The sequence below is a fragment of the Streptomyces sp. NPDC039480 genome, assembly GCF_055597165.1.
Map to the genome: position 1 here is coordinate 452386 of NZ_JBVITX010000003.1, position 19470 is coordinate 471855.

Genomic DNA, 19470 nt, shown 5'->3' on the forward strand with positions numbered 1-19470 from the left:
CGCCTATCAGTCGGTGGCCGCCGTCTGTCAGCCGGTGCCGGTGGGGACGGCCATTCCCCAGAAAGCGGCGGCTGCCGGGGACAGGACACCCCGGCGGCTGATCAGGGCAACATTCAGCGCGGTCGCGGGTTCGATGGCCAGCACGTCGGCCCCTGACCGCCGGGCGATCTCCCGCCAGGAATCCGTCACGACCGCGAGCCCGACCCCGGCCAGCACCAGAGGCAGCAACGCGACCCGGTGCTCCGTCTCCGCCGCCACGCTGAAGTCGATGCCCTGGTCACGCAGAGAGTCGACGTATGCCCGCATCCCCGTCCCGGGCTGTCCCACGATCAGCCGCTGACCCGCCAGTTCCTCGCACGCCACCGCTTCCCGGCCGGCGAAGGGCCCGTCCGGCGGGACCACCAGCACGAACCGCTGCTTCCCCAGCACATGCGCGCGGACCTCCGTGTCCGGCACCCTCCCGGCTGACGCCAGCAGGCCGAGCTCCGCAGCCCCTGTCCGCACCGCGCCGACGACGTCCCGAGCCGTGAAGACGGCCCGGACGGCCACCGTCACGCCCGGATGGCGGCGGGCGAAGGAACGGATCAACGACGTCAGCGGCTCGACGGCCTGGGACGGCATCGAGGCCACATCGAGGCGCCCTTCCCGCAGTTCGTGGACGGACGCCACGCTCGCCCGGGCGACCTCCAGGCTCCGTACCGCCGCACGGGCCGGTTCGATCAGCGCCCGGCCCGCCTCCGTCAGCACCGCGCGGCGTCCGATCCGGTGGAACAGCTCCGTACCCAGATCACGCTCCAGCCCACGGACAGCCTGTGACAACGACGGCTGCGACACATACAGCGCCGAAGCGGCCCGGTTGAAACCGCCGCGGTCGACGACGGCCAGGAAGTACTCCAACTGCCGGATATCCATGACTTCGATCTTCGATCTTCACTGGCCAGGGAGGTGCCCTCCGCTGTGGGGCCCAGTGTGCCGGATCAGCATGCCGCCCGGCGCGGGGCCGGTGCGGCTCGGGCCGCGGGCGAGTGGCCGGCCAACGTCCACCGAGGCAGTCGTCGCGGTTGATCCGGCCAACGGCGGCCGGGGCTGGCGCGTCACGCGAGCCGCGCCAGGGCCGCCTCCGACGGGCTCCCGGCCGTCGCCTGGTACACGATGATCACCTGTTGCTCGGCGCCGCCGACGGTGAACGCCTGCCTGCGCAGGACGAGGCCGCCGACGACCGGGGGCGCGAAGCGTTTGAGCTCGTCACGGGCGGGCCGCGGGGCGCGATACGGCTCGGAGTCGGGCCGAGGCGTGGAGCAGGGTGGCACGGGTGAGTTCGGCACCCAACCAAGCTGTGACCGCGCATGGAGCGTCACCATGACACGTGTCGACCGCCGGGCCGGCGTGGCGTGATCTTGGCCCTGCCAGGTGTGACGCACGCCACCCCTTCTTCTTGGCCCATGCACTTACCTAGCCATAAAATGCCGAAATTCTACCCTTTACATAAAAAGCGCGTCTTGCGAAGTTGGTTACCTTAAGAGCTAACCCGCAGCGACGCGAAGTGGACTTTGCGGAAAACGGGAACATGGCCTGCGTGAAGTCGGGTAACCGGGCATGGCCACCTCTGTCTCTTTCGCTGCCATTCTTGACGCGAAGGGTGGGGCATTTCTAAAGTTCAACCGGAGTTCGCAAAAGGCGAATTGGGGAGTTCCTGAACAGGCGTTGCAGCGGGTCGCCGCGCCAGTCAAAAGCGCGAACGGTGACATCCGCCCACCTGCCCACGCGGTTATTACATCCGGAGGACGGCATCATGGCTTCAACTGATCAGGTTTCCACACCGGCGGCCATCCTGCGCGAGGGCGGCGTGTTTTGGATTACCGGACTCGCGGAGTCGGGCAAGACGACGGTATCCAAAATTCTGGCTCGGCAGATCCGCTCTCACGGCATACGGCCAGTCCTGCTGGATGGCAATATCGTGCGGGAGGTCGTCGGGGAAACCAGGTCGTTCGACCGTGAAAGCCGACGCAGGATGGCCTACACGTACGCCCGCTTCAGCCGCATGCTGGCCAGCCAGGGACAAGTCGTGATCTGCGCGACCATCTCCCTTTTCCATGACGTACACAAGTGGAACAGGGAGAACATCGAGCGCTACTACGAGGTGTTCCTCGACGTACCGCTGGAAGAGTTGAAGAAGCGAGACAGCAAGGGAGTGTACAGCGAATCGGATGACAAAGATATTGTCGGCATCGGAGTCGAACCAGAATTCCCGGAGAGCCCCGACCTGGAGATAGCAAACTTTTCTGACGTCGACCCGGATGCGGCGGCCTCGCGCATTCTGGATGAATGCCTGACGGGAGCAGCCCGCTGACCGGAACCGTTTCACCCGCAATCAGCCGCATCTCAAGCCCTGCGTGACGGAAGAGGAATAAACGTGACTGTGACCCTCAAGCACGGTGACTTCACCAGCCTGGCCGAGGACTACTCCAAATACCGCGAAGGGTATGCGCCCTCAGTCGTTTCTGCCCTGGTCGGGCTGCTCGGCGGATCCGCCGGGGCCTGCGATGCCGTCGACGTGGGAGCGGGAACCGGCATCTGGAGCCGCATGCTCGCAGAAGCCGGCTTTCGGTCCGTGACGTCCGTCGACCCGAACGACACCATGCGGGCAACCGGGGAGAGGGATTCCGCACACCTCGACATCACCTGGCGCACCGGCAGCGGCGAGGACACCGGCCTGCCCAGCGCGTCGGCGGATCTCGTGACGATGGCGTCGTCCTTCCACTGGGTGGACTTCGACAAGGGCACACAGGAGTTCAGCCGCCTGCTGCGCCCCGGCGGGTGGTTCGTCGCCCTGTGGAATCCCCGCTACATCCAGGCCAGCGCCCTGCTCACCGACATCGAAGCGGAACTGGAGAGGCTGAAGCCGGACATGAAGCGGGTTTCCTCCGCCCGGCAGGGGCTCATGGACGAACTCTCCGACCGACTGGCGGCCAGCCCGCACTTTGACGACGTGATGCTCCTGGAGGGACGTCACCACGTGCAGCAGAGTGTCGATCACTACATCGGCGTCTGGCGTTCGGTGAACGATGTCCGTGTACAGCTCGGCGAGGAGAAGTTCGAACAATTCCTCGACTACGCGCGGCGTCGCATCGGTGACGCCGAGACGGTGGAGACCACCTACCTCACCCGCGCGTGGGCAGCCCGTCGCGCGACCGCGTGAATCCGCTGTTGTCTCACCGCGCCAACTGGTGGCGTGACAGACCCCTCGCGCCCGGGCAGGTTGTAGATCATGACTGGCTCTCTCGTTGCTGAATGGATTCGCCGTCATCGGGCGCTTCTGCTCACTGCGCTGCTCACCACCACCAACTTCCTCGTCGTCTTCGACGGCCTGGTGGTCACCGTGGCCCTTCCCGCCCTGCAGCACAGTCTCGGCCTCAGCCAAGCCGGCACGCAGTGGGTCATGACGGCTTACACCCTGCCCCTTGGTGGCATGCTGCTGCTGGGCGGCCGACTGAGCGACCGCTACGGACGCCGTCCGGTCCTCATCACCGGCTTCGCCCTCTTCATCGCCGGCCTGTTGCTGGCAGGGCTGGCCCCGGCACTGTGGCTGCTCCTGCCAGGGCGCATGCTGCAGGGCGCGGGCGCCGCACTCGCGGTCCCCACCTCTTTCGCGATCATCAGCGCGAAAGCCTCCCCGGCCCAGCGCAACCGCTTGTTCGCCGCGGTCGCGGTGGCCGGCGGACTGGGGGCCGCAGGCGGTGCCATCATCGGTGGCGTCGTCACGCAAGGGCTCGGCTGGCGCTACGTTTTCCTGCTCTCCGTGCCGGTCGCACTCCTCGCCGCCTTGCTGGCACCCAAAATCCTCGACCACGAGGCGCCGGCCTTCAAGACCAGCGGCCTGGACCTGCCTGGCGTCGCCCTGTCCATGGCCGCTCTCATGCTGCTCGTCCTGGCCATCACGAACACCGAGAGCGCGGGCGCGCTCTCCCCAAGCACCCTCGGTCCCCTGGTGCTGTCCGCCCTCGCGTTCACCGGCTTCGTCATCCGAGAACGCAGAGCAGCAGACCCCCTCCTGCGTCTGGGCATCCTGCGTGTGCCCTCATTCCGCACTGCGGTACTCGCCATGCCGGCCAACGAATTCGCCTACCAGGGCAGTGTCTTCATCGGGCTGCTCTTCTTCCAACAAGCACTCGGCTACAGCCCCCTCGCCGCGGGACTGGCCTTCAGCCCCCTGGGGCTGGTCGTTCTGATCGGCTCGTCCGTGTCCAACCGGCTTCTTCGCCGCTACCGCTGGACGCTAGTGGCAGCAAGCGCACAGTTCGTCAGCGCAGTCGCCCTGGCGTTGCTCGCCCTGGCCGGTCCGGACAGCGCCTACCTGCCGCACATCCTCCCGAGCCTCCTCATCCTGGGTCTTGGAACCGTAGTCGGCGCTGTCTCTTTCAATGTCGCCGCGGGCAAGGACATCTCCCCCGACGACAAAGGTGTGGGCTACGGCGTCTTCGAGACCGCCAAGTACGTCGCGGGCGTCCTCGCCATCGCGGGGCTGGGCAGTACCGCCGCGGCCCGCACCGCTTCCGCAACAGCGACCGGTCATACCGCGGCGCTGGCATCCGGCTACCAACTGGCCTTCGCCGTCGCAGCGGTCATTGCCGCCATCGGCGGAGTTCTGGTCGCGCTACTGGGCGATTCCCCAGGAGCCGGGACGGGCCGCTCCGGCCAGGCATCGGCGGTCACCGGCACAAGCGACGCACCGTCCTCGCCCCATCCTCCCGTACACGTGAACAGAGGAAAGCGATGAGCGACAAGATCTACTACCTCCTGCACGGCATACAGGACCGGTACAACGCCCTCTACCAGGACAACATCGAAAAGCTCGGCCACCAGGACATCGCCGTCGCCAGCATCGGCGGCTCCGGCCAATCGCTTTTGGGTAATATTCTTCTCGAACTCGGCCTCAACTACGCCGACCCCTACATCGACTCCCTGAACGCCGACGGCACCAGCCATCCCGTGCCTGCCTACGCCGAATACCGCAGCAGGCTGGCAGCCACCGACCACCGCACCTGGGACGGCCAGGAGCTGGGCAGGCCACGGTGGCCCCGTTTCGTGAAGACACACCTCACCCCTGATTTCCTGGCACCACGCCCGCTGCTCGGGGCCTGGATCCTCATCAGGGACCCGCGTGACTCCCTCTACTCCTGGCACAAGTTCCGCACCAACTTCGCAAAAGACCCTGTAGATCTCCTGCCCGGCACCTTCGAGCAATGGCTGGAGCAGCCGGGCCCCGCCGGAGTCAGCCGACTTGAGGACTGGTCGTCGTTCTACGACGCGTGGGATCAGGCGCGCGGCGGTTTTCAGCGAAGCACGGTAACGACCTTCGAGGACCTCAAAACCGACCCGGTACCGGCCCTGCGCAAGAGCCTGGAGGACCTCGAAGTGGACGTCAAACACTCCGACCTCGTACGAGCGGTCGAGCGGAGCAGTTTCGACAACATGCGCGCGCACGAAGAGCAGCGATCGGGCACCGGAGACGGCACCGGCGCCACGAACACCCGCATCATGCGCAGCGGCACACCCAACGAATGGCACAGCTGGATGACGCCCAGCCTGCGCCGAAAATTCGGCGCCGGAAAGATCGCCGACGTAGCCCGACAATTTGGCTACGAGATGACCACAGCCTAGCCTCGATCCCGCATGAGCCCTCGACGGTGCCTCCGTCGAGGGTTTTCTGCTTGCTGGTGGCGGAATTTCGATGTCTGGGAATGCTGACGGCCCGACTGTCGGGTCGGGTAGGCGCCAAGTTCCACGGTCAAGACCGATATGCTGGGCCCTTGGGCAGACCTGGCCTACGCAGGCAAGCTCGTGGACTGGGCGAAGTCGTTCCTCCGCTTGACGATCAAGACCGTGAGCAGGCCCAAGGGTGCTCAGGGGTTCGTGATCTTGCCGCGTCGGTGGGTGGTGGAGAGGTCGCTGGCGTGGTTGGTACACGCACGCCGCAACGTGCGCGACTACGAAACCCGGCCCGAGCACAGCGAAGCGATGCTCACCCTCGCCGCGATCATGCTCATGACCCGCCGGATTACCCGTCCCACCGCCCACCCCAACGCGGCAGCACCCCGGCCAGTGGCTGCCGCCCAAGCAGCCTGAGTCGCCTGGATAGGCTGGTCGCCCGCTCCGGACGGACTGCTCGATCGAAGTCGCAGGCCACGGACTACGTTTCGAGGAGACGAGACCATGCAAAACCGGAAGCTGCTGTGGCTGCGCGCGGCCGCCCCCATGTCCATCCTGGCCCTAACCCTGACCGCCTGCGCAGGACCTGACGAGGACAGTGGCAGCAGGTCCAAGGGCGGCGCCAGTAAAGCCGCCGTGCGCCAATTGAGTGCGGGTGAGAGCGTCACCACGGCCTTCGAAGAGGACGAAGGGGAGATCACATACACCGCCGTGGCGCAGAAGGTGACCGTCGGTACGAAGGCGGACGCCGAAGCCATGCCCGACCCGAAGAAGGTCACGGGCTATGTGCCTGTCGTCGCGCATGTGAAGTACACGAGCAGGGGCGGAGTTGACTTCAATACCTATCCGAACGTCGGCGACATCGTCGAGATCTATGCGGACGGCACCCCCGGCTCCAACCTCGCCTACGCCGATGACGACGCCCCCGGCTGCGAGAAGGACTTGGACATCGTGAACTGGAAGCCGGGACGAAGTCACGTCATATGCCAGACGTACATGGTTCCCAAGGGAGCCAAGGAGCTCGCCGTGTATTGGGCTCCCAAGGACGGCAAGCCTCCCTATGTCTGGACGTTCAAGAACCCGATCAGGCGATGACCACCACCGATACAACCGTGGCGAGGACTGCAGTGGGTCTAGCTGCTGTCTCTGTGTGCGCGACGCCATGTGCCACAACGCCCGCCCCACCCGGTAGCGGCAGCATCCTCACGCCGGCCCGCGCCCGAACGGCCTGCCAACGCAAAATGTGTGTGACGCGGGCGGAATCACTCCGCAATTCCCTTGCCGAATTACCGCAAGCGGAGGAACGAGATCAAGGTTCAAAGATGGGTTCTCAGAGGTCATTTTCCCCTGCAATGGGGGGATAGCTCCATGTTTATGCAGGTCGATAGTCTGGTGCGGGCGGGACTGGCAGGCCGACTGTGGTTGTCGAGTCGGATGATGTGGCCCCCGTGACGGGAGCCGTTTTACGCCTGTCTCATTCCAAGACGCCCAGGTCTGTTCCGTGCTTCCGCAAGGTCGGGTGCACGCCTGGGCGCACGCCCCGGTTCGGCGGTACGCCGACGTCATGACGGAACGTCGTGCCTATCCGAGTGATCTGTCCGATGCCCGCTGGGAGTTGATGGAACCGGTGCTGGCCGCCTGGCGCTTCGAGCGCCGCGGCCGCGCCCTGGACTTCGGCCGCCCGCCCCGGCACGACCTGCGCGAGATCATGAACGCGATCCTCTACGTGGACCGCACCGGCTGCCAGTGGGCCTACCTCCCACACGACTTCCCGCCCTGGCAGTCGGTCTACGGCTACTTCGCCAGATGGCAGAGCGATGGCATCTTCGCCCAGCTCAACGGCCTGCTGCGGGAGCTGGTGCGCCAGCAGGAGGGCAAGCAACGTCACCCCTCGGCCTGCTGCTGGCCGTCCTGGTCACCGCGGCCGGCGTCCAGGACTCCACCGCCGGCCGCACCCTCCTCGAGCAGGCCACCGCCAACCACCCCAACCTGCGCAAGGTCTGGGTCGACGGCGGCTACCGCAAGCACTTCAGGCGGGGCAGGAGGCAGTGCTCGGCAGGTGCACACCCTGTGCTCAAGCCCTTTATTTCTCGGTGGGTTGCTGTTCCGCTGCGGTGATGGCCTGCTGGGCGAGGCCCGCTGGCAGGGCCTTCTTGACGGCGGCATGGACCTCGTCCTTCGTGATGCCTTCGCCCCGGCCCTCGGGCAACTCGCCCGCTATGAGCCTAACAAGGGCATCGAAGAAGGAGATGAGCTCGGCCTCGGCCTCAGGGCTCAGCTCGATGTCCGGGTGCTTCTGCTCCAGGACCTCGCGCAAAGTGATGTCGCCCCCAGCAGGCTCCTGCGGCGTCGGCTGCTTGGGCAGGAGCCGTTCGGTCATGGCGGACTGGGCTCCGCCCGACTTGACCCGTCTGCTCTCAATCCCTCTCACTGCCGCCGCAACACGACCCGAACTAGCGCCGCCAGACCAAGATCCGGACCATTTGCGGACCAGCCCCCGACCGAAGGCTGCACCAACTACCGTTCTACCTGTTCAGCATGGGTGCAGCTGCTCTACTACCAGCAGAATCACCCACACCCTCGGCCTGCTGCTGGCGGTCCTGGTCACCGCCGCGAGCGTTCAGGACTCCACGGCCGGCACCCACCTGCTCGACCAGATCACCGCCACCCACCCCAGCCTGCGCAAAGCATGGGTCGACGGCGGCTATCGCAAGCATCTGGTCGAGCACGCCGCCACCCTCGGCATCGACATGGAAATCGTCGAACGCCGCCCCGGGGCCTGCGGATTCAGCCCGATTCCGAAACGGTGGGCAGTCGAGCGGACCTACGGCTGGCTGATGCTCCACCGGCGCCTGGCCCGTGACTACGAGACCCTCCCGGCCCGCTCCGAAGCCATGATCCACCTCGCCATGACCGACCTCGTGGCCCGCCGCCTCACCGGCGAGAACACCATCTCCTGGCGCGACCCGACACCAGCACACCAAAGCCGCAATCAGGGATGAAACACCAGGAGAAAACGACCTTTGACGGCCCGCGCCGACGCCCTGGCGCACGCCGATCCCGCCTCCGGGGCTCCGGAAGTCCCGGACGGCAGGGCGGTGCATGGCCGACAGAGGGTTCAACAACCCGTCACGAAGGCAAGGTTCAGCGGTTCGCGTCCAGTGCGCCGACGTACCCCGCTTGGTCCAGCTCCGTCAGCAGATCGCGCTGGCGCTGCAGCTCCTCGCCCCTGGCCTCAACCGGCTCGGTGACGAACCGCACCCGGGCGGCCAGCGAGCGGGCGAGCGCGCTCGCTGCCTCGCCGGTCTCGGCGGTCACCACCAGGAACCCGGCCCGGTCCGGGGACCAGCGCACCGGCGGGAGCACCTTGCCCACCTCGAACTGCAGGTGGAATTCGCGGATGGCGGGGTGGTTACGGACCTCCTCGGCGCCCTCGATGGCCACCAGTCGGCCCGGTTCGGCCTCGAAGAAGGCGACCGCCGCCCCGCACTTCGCGGTGGGACGCTCGGTGAGCGGCTCGAACTTGCCGACCGCCTGGGCCAGGCCGGTGCCTTCGAGGTCGATCCCGTAGACGAGCTCGGTCATGGTGTTGATCCGGTCGCCGCCGCGCCGGTTGTGGCCCTCGACCACCTTCGGCCCGGTGGGGGTGAGCTTTATCTCGGTGTGCGACAGGCCGTCGCGCAGGCCCATGGAGTCCAGGAACCCGCCGACCGTCCGGGCGACCTCCGCCTCCAGACTGGCGTCCAGGGCGGCCGGGATAGAGTGCCCGTACTCCATGAACCCGGCACCGGTGATCTTGTCCGCGATGGCGATCACCACGTGTCGGCCGTTGGCGGAGAGCGCGTCGACACTGATCTCCGGGCCCTCCAGGTACTCCTCCAGCAGGAAGCAGTCCAGGCCGAGTTCGACCAGCGCGGCGTGCACCCCCTTGGCCTGCGCCGCGTCCTCGATCTTGTGGATGCCGAGGCTCGCCGAGCCGCCCACCGGCTTGGCAATCAACGGGTAGCCCACCGTGGTGCCGAACTCGGTGATGTCGGCGAGGGTGGTGCCGATGGCGGCCCGCACGGTGCTGACGCCCTGTTCGGCGGTGTGCTGGCGCATCCGCCACTTGTCGGTCAGTAGCGCCACGGTGTCCGAGTGGACGCCGTTCAGCCCGAGTGCGTCGTTGAGCAGGGCGGCCGGGATGACGGCCTCCTCCTGAACGGTGAAGACGGCGGCGAACGGGGCTTGAGCCTGCAGCGCCCGCACCGCCTCCACCATCGACCGCGGGTCCTCCCGGTGCCGCAGCACCAGGCAGGTCTCACCCTTGACGGCGTCCAGCGGCAGCGCGCGGAACTCCTCCGGGGTGTAGACGCAGACCACATCGAGCTTCAGCTGCCTGGCCCGCTGGAGGATCGGCGGCTTGGGAGAGACCAGGCAGACGCGCTGTGTCATAGTGCTTCCTTCGTTCGGTTGTTCTGCGAACGCCGCCGTACGAGGGCGACGACGTCCTGGGCCAACGCCGTAGTGGGGTCGAACACCGGGAGGTCCCCGGCGCGGTGGCCGAGGACCAGCGGCAGTTCGGTGCACGCGGCGATGATGATCTGCGCGCCGGCTTCGGCGACGTTGCGGACGGCCGGCTCCAGACTCTGCCCGGCCGTGTCGGGGCGGCCCGCCTTGACCAGTCGGACCGCTCGCATGACGCACCGCTGCTGCAGCAGCGGTGCGGGGACGACCGCCTCCATGCCTTGCTCGCGCAGGGCCTCCTGGTACAACCCTGCGACCAGGGTCCCGGTGGTGGCCAGCAGCCCGACCCTGGTGATGGGCTGGTCCCACCGACGTAGCCGCCCCACCGTGGCGTCAATCATGCTGAGGAAGGGCACGGTGACGTCGCGCCGCAGCTCCGGCAGGTAGGCGTGTGCAGTGTTGCAGGGCATGGCGATCACGGTAGCCCCCGTGGTCACCAACAGCCGTGCCCCCTCCCGCAGATGGGGCAGCGGGCTGGGCCCGTCGGAAAGGATCGCGGCGGTGCGGTCGGGGACGGTGGAGTCCGACCACACCAGGGTGCGCAGGTGCTCCTGGTCCTGGGCTGCGGGCGTCTCCCGCACCAGCTTGGCGAAGAAATCCGCGGTGGCGGCCGGCCCCATCCCGCCGAGCACGCCGACGATGTCGGACCCGGCGGGCCGCCGGGTGCGAACGGAGTCCGCCTGCTCGTACGCGACGGCGCTCATCGGCCCACTTCCCCGGCTGTGGCGAGGTGGTGTCGGCTCAGCACCGCCTTCGGCACCAGGCCGGCGGCCAGAACCGCCGCGCCGATCAGCACCCAGAGCGGGGTGCCGTGCTTGACCAACGGGGCCACGATCAGCACCGGCCCGACCAGGTCCTGGCCCACCCGACCCAGGTTGTAGAAGGACTGGTACTGGGCCAGCGACTCCTTCGGGGCGAGGTCGTAGGACAGCGGCGTACTGGCGGTGAAGAGGCATTCCCCCGCGGTGTGTGCCACCATCGCAACCATCAGGACCGCCAGCGCCACCCAGCCCTGGGACACCTCCCCGGAGACGGCGTAGGCCAGACAGGCGACGAACACCGCCATCCCGCCGAACACCGGGGCGCGCAGCGCGGCCGAGAAGTTAGCGAACCGGCGGTTCACGGGCACCTGGGCGCTCATCGCCAGCACGCCGTTCAGCGCAAGCAGCGTGGTCAGACCCCAACTGGGCGCGCTGGTCGCCTGAGTGACCCAAAGCGGCAGCACCAGTGACAGGATCGTGTTGTGCGACATGGAGACACCGTTGACCACGGTGATCGCCAGGTAGCGCGGATCGCGCAGCGGCGACGAGCGGCCGCTGCGCTCCCGCTTGCCGCCGGTCTCGGTGGTGGCGGGCTCGGGCACCTGGAGCCTGGCCACCAGCAATGCCGCGGCGATGAAGGTAGCCGCGTTGATGACGACGCCCATCATGTAGAGCACGGTAGAGCCGGTGACCACGGGGAGTGTGGCGGCCAGTGAGCCGAGCACGATCGCGCCGTTGCGCGCCGTGTACATCGTGCCCAGGATGGTCGCCCGCTCCTTGGCCTCGAACAGCCGGCCCATCACGGTCATGTTGATCGGCGGGCTCGACCGGTCGGCCGTGGTGACCAGGCAGGCGAGCACCGCGAACAGCCAGTACTGAGTGGCCAGCACGTACAGCGCGTACCCGACGGCCCGGATGAGGAAGAGCGTGATGAGGCTCTTCTTGACCCCGACCCGGTCCGCCAGTCTGCCGATCCGGGGGCTGAACACGAAGGCGCACAGGCTGCCGAGCGAGATGGCGAGACCGACGGAGGTGACGTCGAACCCTCGTATCTGGGTGAAGAACAGCACCGAGGTGGCCGTGAAGATGCCGGTTCCGAACGAGTCGGCGGTGGCGCTGGCCAGCAGCAGCCTGGTCTCCCGCCGCTCCAGCATCAGCGTGGAGCTCAGCCGTGCCCACAGGGCGGGGCCAGCGCTCATCGGGCGCCGACAGACTCGACCGGACGGACCGACCAGTCGTGGACGTGGCCGTGCACCGGGTGGCACGGGACGGTCTCCCCGCACTCCAGTCGCGGCCCTGCGTCCAGCAGGACACCGTCGTGGCCGTCGCCGTCGGCAGGCCAGTGGATCTCGACGGTGTTGCGGCCGCGCCGCAGCAGCTCCGGGTGGACCTCGAAGGTGTCGGACTGCCAGTCGGTGCCGAGCTCGGCCGCGCCCACCTCCTGACCGTTGACGGTGAGTCGGACGCCGGTGGACGGGCTCTGGCCCGGCAGCCGCCAGGTGAGCTCGACGGTCAGCGCGGTGGGCTCGGCCAGCACCAGGGTCGAACGGGTCAGCGACGCGTGCGCGCGCAGGTAGGCGACCCGCCGGGCGAAGGCGGTCTCCCGCCGCTCGTTGAAGGTGGCGGCCAGCGCGGGATCGGCCAGCAGGTCAGTGCCGGGGGCCTGTTCGGCCACCAGCAGCTCCTGGTGGCGCTCGCGCACCTGGCGGCCGTGCCGCTCCAACTCGTCCAGCATGACCTCGCGCAGCGTGTGGTCGGCCAGCTTGCCGTTCAGCCGGCCGTCGCCGACCACAAGGTAGCGGCGCACCGAGGGCTCTTCGGCAGAGCGCTCGTAGGAGGAGCACATCCAGTTCGGGGCGCGCCGGGTCTGGTAGTCGAGGTAGTCCTCGATCCGTTCGGCGACCGCGGTGTCCGCTTCCAGGGACCGGGCCACGTGGTACCGCAGGACCTCCTCGCCCTGCCCGTAGTGGGCGTTGTGCACGGCGGCCAGGAAGTGCGCCAGGGCGAGCCGGTCGGCGGCGGGCTCGATGGGTGCGGCGGGCTTGACGGTCAGCTCCAGCGCGTCGGCCAGGGCCGCCGCCACCGCGCCAGCGGTGAGCAGTAGGCCCTCGAAGCTCATGTGGCAGTAGTCGAGGAAGAAGCGGCGTCCGGGCACGCCCTGCTGGTCGTCCTGGAAGAGGGTCTGCTGGTCGACCACGCGGAAGCCGAGTTTCTCGCCGCGCTCACGCAGCAGGTACTGGACGGAGGTGAGGGTGCGCGGGGAGTGCACCGCGAACGGGCTGACCACGGAGTCCCGGGCCGCCCGCAGCGCCTCGAGCGCCGCGCCGGGGGTCTCGGCGCAGCGGGCCGCCAGCCGGTGGGTGACCGGCGAGCTGCCGCCGTCCAGCTCCCGCAGGTCAGCGACCAGCGTGCGGGCGCGCTCCAAATCGCCCGCATCCAGAGCCTGTTCGGCCTCACGTCGGAGCTCCAGCCAGCGCGGCTGGCGACCCGCGGGGAGCGCCGGGCAGTCGAGCATCGGCTCGTCCACCCAGTCGGCCAGGTTGAACTCGGGAACCACCAGGACGACGGGGGTCTCCCCGGCGATCTCCCGCAGCAGGTCGAGCGCGTTGGCGGCGATGTCGGCGATCAGCTCGCGGAAGGCCGCGGTGGCGGCCGGGAAGCCGCCGTCGGCGATCAGGGCGGCCAGCTCGTGGCGCTCGGTGGGCGTCGGCTCGACGTTGTTCCAGTTGTTCCCGGCGTGCACCACCAGCGAGTCCACGCCCAACGCGCAGGCGTCGGCGGCGGTCTGCAACAGCTCCGGCAACGAGCAGTTGGTGCGGGCCAGGTCGAGGACGTCGACCTGGCCGTCGGCGAGCCGGGTGTCGATCAGGCCGGCCAGGGAGTACGTCGGGTCGAAGAAGTAGCCGCGGGTGGCGGACTCCCCGAGCACGGCCACTCGGCGGCGCCCGGCGCGCAGGCGTATCTCGGGCAGGTCGGCCCAGTAGCGCCACTCCTCGCGGCGCCCGGCGTCCCGCCGGAGCAGGCCGTCCTCGTGGTGCCAGACCCCCACGGCGCCGTCGGCGGGCCGGGGGGCGGTCAGCTCGGTGGAGCGGGTAGTGGGCTGCCCCAGGGTCTGCATCCGGGCGAGGGCGAGGGTGCCGCCCGGGCCGGACAGGAAGTCGCTGAGTCCTTCGGTGATCCTCTGAGTCGGATCGCTGTGCTGCATCGGTTCCCTCGGCGGTGTGATCCGGATGGACGGGACGGCGCTCTCGTCAGGCGGTATGCGCCGGCAGGTGGTACAGGTCGAGAAGCATGTTGAAGGTGATGACCGTCATCAGGAGGTCCGTCTCGAACGGGACGTTGATCCGGAACCCGGGAGTCGAGTACTGCCGGACGAGCTGTTCCACCCGGTCCGGGTCGAAGTAGCCGTCCGCCTCGATGCGTTCGCGTGAGAGCAGCGCCTTGATGGCGGGGTCGTCCTGGCGGAGCAGGTGCGGGCTGCCCGGCGCGGTGAAGCCGAACTTCTCGCGGTCCACGATCCGGCCCGGGATCCAGTTCCGGGCGACCTGCTTGAGCAGGTACTTCTCCTCCAGGCCCTTCAGCTTCAGCTCAGGCGGCACGGTCGCCAGAAACTCGACCAGCTCGCGGTCGAGGAAGGGGTGGCGGCCCTCCACCGAGTGGGCGAAGGTCATCCGGTCTCCGTGGTCACCGAGCAGGTGGTCCCCGAGCCGGAGCTTGAGGTCCAGGTAGGAGCGGCGGTGCAGATCGTGCAGGCCGGCCAGGCGTTCCGGGTCGACCAGCGGGTGCTCGAGGCAGTCGATCTCCAGCTGCCGCTCGCGCACCGCGGCCGAGTACAGGGCGGCTTTGGTGGCGCGGAACTCGACGTCGTTACGTTCGTAGAAGAAGCTTTCGTCGCCCCATAGCCGGGCCCGGAGGCGGGCTTCGGCGAGGTCGGTGGAGACCACCGCTCCGGGCTGGGCGCGGCGCAGGTGGTCGAAACGGTAGCCGATGTAGCCGCCGAAGAACTCGTCGGCGCCCTGGCCGGTGAGCACCACCTTGACGTCGGATTCCCGGACGGCCTCGGAGAGGGTGTGCGCGGCGGAGTCGTAGGACTCCTTGAGCGGGCACTCGGCGTGCCAGACCACGTCGCGCAGCCGCGCGCTGATCTCCTCGTCGTGTACCAGGCGTTCGCGGTGCGTGCTGTCCAGCACGTTGCTCATCAGCCGCTGGTAGTCGCTCTCGGAGAGTTCGCGCTCCGGGAACGCGGCCGCGAAGGAGCGGAGTTCGGCGTCCGGCAGCAGGTGCCGCATGATACCGCCGATCAGCGAGGAGTCCAGTCCGCCGCTGAGATAGAAGCCCACCTCGACGTCGGACTGCAGCCGCTTCTCGACCGACTTGATCAGCAGCTCCTCGACCCGGTCGACGTAGTAGGTCTCGTCGTGGTGATCGAGCTCGGCGTCGGCGCGAGGGTAGGCCAGGTCCCAGTACGTCCAGGTCTTGGGCTGGTCGCCCGGCCGGTACTCCACGGCGGTGCCGGGCGGCACACTGTGGATGCCCTCGAACATGGTCCGCGGACTGACCAGCCCAGGCAGAGTGAGGACCTGGTCGAGCCCGGTCAGATCGACCCGGCGCTCGACCGTCGGGTGCTCCAGCATGGCTTTGACTTCGGAGCCAAAGACGAGTGCGTCGCCCCGGTGAGTGTAGAAGAGGGGTGTCACACCGAAATGATCGCGGGCCGCCAGAAAGACTCTCTCACGATAGTCGAAGAGGACAATCGCGAACTGCCCGTCCAGCTTACTGAAGAGCTCCCGACCGAACTCCTCGTAGAGGTGCGGGATTACCTCGGTATCGCATTTGGTATGCAAAGTGTGGCCGCGCGCCACAAGAAGTTCACGCAATTGTGGATAGTTGTAGATCTCGCCCGTCGTCATAGCGACGATCTCGCGAGTCTCGTTGTACATCGGCTGGTCGCCGGACGCCAAGTCCCTGATGGCGAGTCGGGTGAAGGCGAAGGCCACGGTCTCGTCGACGTGATAGCCGCGGGAGTCCGGACCTCGATGCGCGATCACCGCACCCATCGCCTCAAGCCGCTCGCGCGCCCATCGGGGGTCGTGCTGCAAGCCTACAAAGCCCGCGAGTCCACACACGCAAACCCCCCTCATTCAACGGCCTTTCGGTGAATCCGATCCACCGACTGCGAGCGATGACCATAGCAGCGAGCATGATCATGTTGCCGTGACTCAGCTCACATCCCGTTTGATCTTCCGGACTTAGTTTTAACATGCAATCGTTCGGGGAGCATTGGAAGCTTTCCGAGCCGATTCCGCGGCTACTTGCCCGCGCCGCTCGAAGAGTTGATGCGTAATCAAATCAACGGGGAGAGGGATTCACCGTGCCTGGTTCCCGATCGGAGCCGATTCAGCACCCGCACTCGTCCACCACCCTGGTGGCGCTGCTGGTCGAGCAGTTCCGGCGGACACCCGACCGCCCCGCGGTGTCGGACCACCGCGAGGTGATCGACTACCGCGAACTCGACCGCCGTTCCGCCGCGTTGGCCGCCCGTCTGGTCCGTTCAGGCGCCGCGGCGGACCGCATCGTGGCTCTCCATCTGGAGCGCTCGGTGGACCTCGCCGTGGCGATCGTCGCGGTCCTGCGGGCCGGCGCCGCCTGGCTGCCGCTCGCCACCGCCGACCCGGACAGCCGGATCCAGGACCTGCTGCAGGACTCCGCGCCCGTCGCGGTGCTGGCCGGCGACCCGGCCCGGCTCGCCGTGCTGGCGGACGGCATACCCTGTCTGAGCCCGCGCGACGCCGAGGACGGCGCCGCCGAGGCGGTCCGGATCGACGCGGCCGCGCCCACCGACCTGGCGTACGTCATCTACACCTCCGGCTCCACCGGCCGTCCCAAGGGCGTGCTGACCGAGCACGCGGCGATCGTCAACCGGCTCTGCTGGATGCAGGACCGCTTCCAGCTCGGGCCCGCCGACGTGGTCGCCCAGAAGACCCCCTACACCTTCGACGTCTCAGTGTGGGAGTTCGTCTGGCCGCTCATGACCGGGGCACAGCTCACCTTCGCCGTACCGGACGGCCACCGCGACCCCGACTACCTGGCCCGCTTTCTGACGGAGCGCCGGGTGACCGTCACCCACTTCGTCCCCAGCATGCTCCGCGAGTTCCTGCGCCGCCTGCCGGTCGGTGCCTGTCCCGAGCTGCGCACGGTGATGGTCAGCGGCGAGGCCATCGGCCAGGATCTCGCCCAGCGCTTCTTCGAGCGGCTGCCGCACGGGGAGCTGCATAACCTCTACGGCCCCACCGAGGCCGCCGTGGACGTCACCCACTGGCCTTGCGAGCCCGGCCGCCCGCTGGACGAGCCGCTGCCGGTCGGCCGGCCCATCTCGGGCATCGAGTTGCTGGTCGTGGACGAGCAGGGCACCGAACTGCCAGCCGGAGAGACCGGCGAGCTCTGCATCGCCGGTGTCGGGGTCGCCCGCGGCTACCTCAACCGGCCGGAGCTCACCGCCGAGCGCTTCGTCCCGCACCCGGCCGACCCGAGCCGGCGGATATACCGCACCGGTGACCTGGCCTCCCGGCGGCCCGACGGCGCCTACCTCTACCACGGCCGCAACGACCGCCAGGTGAAGATCGGCGGCGTCCGGATCGAGCTCGGCGAGGTGGAGTCGGCTCTGCTGGCCCTGCCCTACCTCGACGAGTGCGTCGTCCTCACCCAGACCGACGCCGCTGGCACGGCCCGGCTCGCCGCCGTCGCCGTACCGGCCGCCGACGCCGGGCCGTACGACTGGCGCGCCGACCTCGCCCGGGTGCTGCCCGTCGGCTCGATCCCGGCCACGCTCACCATCGTCGACGCCATCCCGAAGACCGCGCACGGCAAGGCCGACGTGGCCGCCCTGCGCCTGCTGGTGAAGCCCCCACCCACCGCCGACACCCCGTCCGTCGAAGGACTGGAACCGGTGGAGCGGGCCTGGGTCACGGTGCTCGGCAGCGACCTGCCGCACTTCTTCGAGGCCGGCGGCACCTCGCTGCACGCGGTACGGCTGCTCGGCAACCTCGCCGAGGAGCTGGGCGTGCGGGTGCCCATCGCCGATTTCATCGCCCGCCCCACTCTCGACGAGCTGCGGGGACTGGTCGCCGGCGCCAGCCACCGCCCGGAGGAGTTGCCGCCCGCCGTCCCGCGCGACGGCGCTCTGCGGCCCAACCGCGCCCAGGAACGCCTCTGGTTCCTCCAGGAGTTGGAGCCGAACAGCACCGCGATGAGCGCCCCGAGCGCATTCCGGATCACTGGCGCGACCAGGGAGCAGGTCACCGACGCCTTCGCCCGCCTGCTGGCGCGGCACGAGGTGCTGCGCACCCGGTACATCGCCGTGGACGGCGAGCCGCACGCCGTCATCGCCCCGGCGGGCCCGGACCTGCCCTGGGCGGACGCCCCGGCGGGCAGCGACCCCGACGAGCTGACCCGCACCCAGATCGAGGAGCTGGCCCACCTACCCTTCGACCTCGGCGCGGGAGCGCCGCTGCGGGCCCGTGGCATCAGCCTCGGCCCGGATGACCAGCTGCTGGTGGTGGTCACCCACCAGATCATCACCGACGGCTGGACCTGGTCGCTGCTCACCGAGGACCTGCTCGCCCTGCTGACCGGGAACGAGCCGGTGGCCGGGGCCGGGCGCCGCCAGATCGTCGACCACGCGGCCTGGCAGCGCGGGCACGAGGCCGACCTAGAGCACCTCGCCGCCGTCGAGGAGTCGCTGCTGCACTGGCGCACCACGCTGGCCGGCGCGCCGGACGGCCTGGACCTGCCCACCGACGCCCCGCGCCCCGCCGCGCTCGGTGTGCCTGCCGACAGCGTCGACCTGGCCTGGTCGCCCGGCTTCGACGACCGGCTGCGCGCCCTGAGCCGGGAGCACCAGGTGACCGAGTTCATGGCGCTGCTCGCCGGGTACACCGCCTGGCTGGCCCGGATCAGCGGCCAGGAGACCGTTGTCGTCGGCACCCCGATGGCCAACCGGACGCCCGAGTGGACCGACCGGATAGCCGGGAACTTCATCACCACTGTCCCGCAGCGCCTGGACATCGACGAAGACGCCACCTTCCTCGACGTCCTGGACCTGGCCCGGGCCGCGGTGGTGGACGGCGCACGGCACTCGGTGGTGCCCATGGAGCGGATCGTCGCCGACCTCGGCGGCGCCCGCGGCGCCGACCGACTGCCGGTCTTCCAGAACCTTTTCGTGTTCCAGAACATGCCGGCCTGGCGGCGCGAGGCCGACGGCCGCACCGTGCAGGTCCACCAGTTCCCCCCACGCCACACGCACTACGACCTCAAGTTCGAGGTCTTCCCGTTCACCACCGGGTACGAGGCACGCCTGGTCCACGCTCGGGGGCGGATCTCGGCCGAACGCGCCACCGTGATGGCCGGTCAGCTCGCCGCGTTCATCGAAGCGGCGGTCGACAAGCCCGACGCGTACATCGACGAGATCCCGCTCTGACCGGCCCGCAGGTACTCC

14 protein-coding genes and 3 pseudogenes are annotated in these 19470 nt (G+C 68.6%); 9 read left to right on the forward strand and 8 right to left on the reverse strand.

The features are described from left to right. Positions 1–27: 27 nt before the first annotated feature. Complete coding sequence (locus ACZ56E_RS12705; RefSeq protein WP_471213698.1) at positions 28–912, reverse strand: LysR family transcriptional regulator; 885 nt, start codon at positions 910–912, stop codon at positions 28–30. A 182-nt stretch (positions 913–1094) separates the two neighbouring features. Then, entirely contained in the window at positions 1095–1325 is a 231-nt protein-coding gene (locus ACZ56E_RS12710; RefSeq protein WP_471213699.1) for an MmyB family transcriptional regulator, read from the reverse strand. 467 nt (positions 1326–1792) lie between these two features. Between ACZ56E_RS12710 and ACZ56E_RS12715 the strand changes: the two genes are divergently transcribed. The 7 genes and pseudogenes from ACZ56E_RS12715 to ACZ56E_RS12745 all read left to right on the forward strand — a co-directional run. Continuing rightward, positions 1793–2350, forward strand: a complete 558-nt coding sequence (locus tag ACZ56E_RS12715; RefSeq protein ID WP_471213701.1) for an adenylyl-sulfate kinase — start codon at positions 1793–1795, stop codon at positions 2348–2350. 69 nt (positions 2351–2419) lie between these two features. Next, a complete protein-coding gene (locus ACZ56E_RS12720; RefSeq protein ID WP_471213702.1) occupies positions 2420–3199 on the forward strand; it encodes a class I SAM-dependent methyltransferase in 780 nt (259 codons plus the stop codon). Positions 3200–3268: 69 nt separating this feature from the next. After that, positions 3269–4777, forward strand: coding sequence for an MFS transporter (locus tag ACZ56E_RS12725; protein ID WP_471213703.1), 1509 nt, complete (start codon positions 3269–3271; stop codon positions 4775–4777). Beyond that, positions 4774–5661, forward strand: coding sequence for a sulfotransferase domain-containing protein (locus tag ACZ56E_RS12730; protein ID WP_398310482.1), 888 nt, complete (start codon positions 4774–4776; stop codon positions 5659–5661). Before ACZ56E_RS12725 ends, ACZ56E_RS12730 begins: the two co-directional genes overlap by 4 nt. A 150-nt stretch (positions 5662–5811) precedes the next feature. Further along, a pseudogene (locus tag ACZ56E_RS12735) lies at positions 5812–6123 on the forward strand (transposase); the annotation flags it as partial. A gap of 90 nt (positions 6124–6213) precedes the next feature. Further along, positions 6214–6804, forward strand: a complete 591-nt coding sequence (locus ACZ56E_RS12740) for a hypothetical protein (protein WP_471213705.1) — start codon at positions 6214–6216, stop codon at positions 6802–6804. Between the two features lie 469 nt (positions 6805–7273). Beyond that, positions 7274–7737: pseudogene (locus tag ACZ56E_RS12745) on the forward strand (transposase); the annotation flags it as partial. Positions 7738–7792: 55 nt separating this feature from the next. Here the strand turns inward: ACZ56E_RS12745 and ACZ56E_RS12750 are convergent. After that, positions 7793–8089 (reverse strand): hypothetical protein, encoded by a 297-nt coding sequence (locus ACZ56E_RS12750; protein WP_471213707.1) that lies wholly within the window; start codon positions 8087–8089, stop codon positions 7793–7795. Between the two features lie 187 nt (positions 8090–8276). On the opposite strand from ACZ56E_RS12750, the pseudogene ACZ56E_RS12755 reads away from it, so the two are divergent. Continuing rightward, positions 8277–8711, forward strand: a pseudogene (locus tag ACZ56E_RS12755) (transposase); the annotation flags it as partial. A gap of 142 nt (positions 8712–8853) precedes the next feature. On the opposite strand, the gene ACZ56E_RS12760 reads toward ACZ56E_RS12755, so the two are convergent. From ACZ56E_RS12760 to asnB, 5 genes are read right to left on the reverse strand one after another with little or no spacing between them, the layout of a single operon-like run. Beyond that, complete coding sequence (locus ACZ56E_RS12760; RefSeq protein WP_471213708.1) at positions 8854–10143, reverse strand: ATP-grasp domain-containing protein; 1290 nt, start codon at positions 10141–10143, stop codon at positions 8854–8856. Next, positions 10140–10919, reverse strand: a complete 780-nt coding sequence (gene cuyB / locus ACZ56E_RS12765; protein ID WP_471213710.1) for a cysteate racemase — start codon at positions 10917–10919, stop codon at positions 10140–10142. The genes ACZ56E_RS12760 and cuyB overlap by 4 nt, the downstream gene beginning before the upstream one ends. After that, on the reverse strand, positions 10916–12130 hold the full coding sequence (locus ACZ56E_RS12770; RefSeq protein ID WP_471213712.1) for an MFS transporter: 1215 nt from the start codon (positions 12128–12130) through the stop codon (positions 10916–10918). Before ACZ56E_RS12770 ends, cuyB begins: the two co-directional genes overlap by 4 nt. Before the next feature lie 41 nt (positions 12131–12171). Then, entirely contained in the window at positions 12172–14181 is a 2010-nt protein-coding gene (locus ACZ56E_RS12775) for a hypothetical protein (RefSeq protein ID WP_471213713.1), read from the reverse strand. Positions 14182–14227: 46 nt separating this feature from the next. Beyond that, positions 14228–16117: an asparagine synthase (glutamine-hydrolyzing) gene (gene asnB / locus ACZ56E_RS12780; protein WP_471213715.1), complete on the reverse strand. Its 1890-nt coding sequence runs from the start codon at positions 16115–16117 to the stop codon at positions 14228–14230. Between the two features lie 230 nt (positions 16118–16347). On the opposite strand from asnB, the gene ACZ56E_RS12785 reads away from it, so the two are divergent. After that, positions 16348–19452: an amino acid adenylation domain-containing protein gene (locus ACZ56E_RS12785; RefSeq protein WP_471213717.1), complete on the forward strand. Its 3105-nt coding sequence runs from the start codon at positions 16348–16350 to the stop codon at positions 19450–19452. Positions 19453–19470 lie beyond the last annotated feature (18 nt).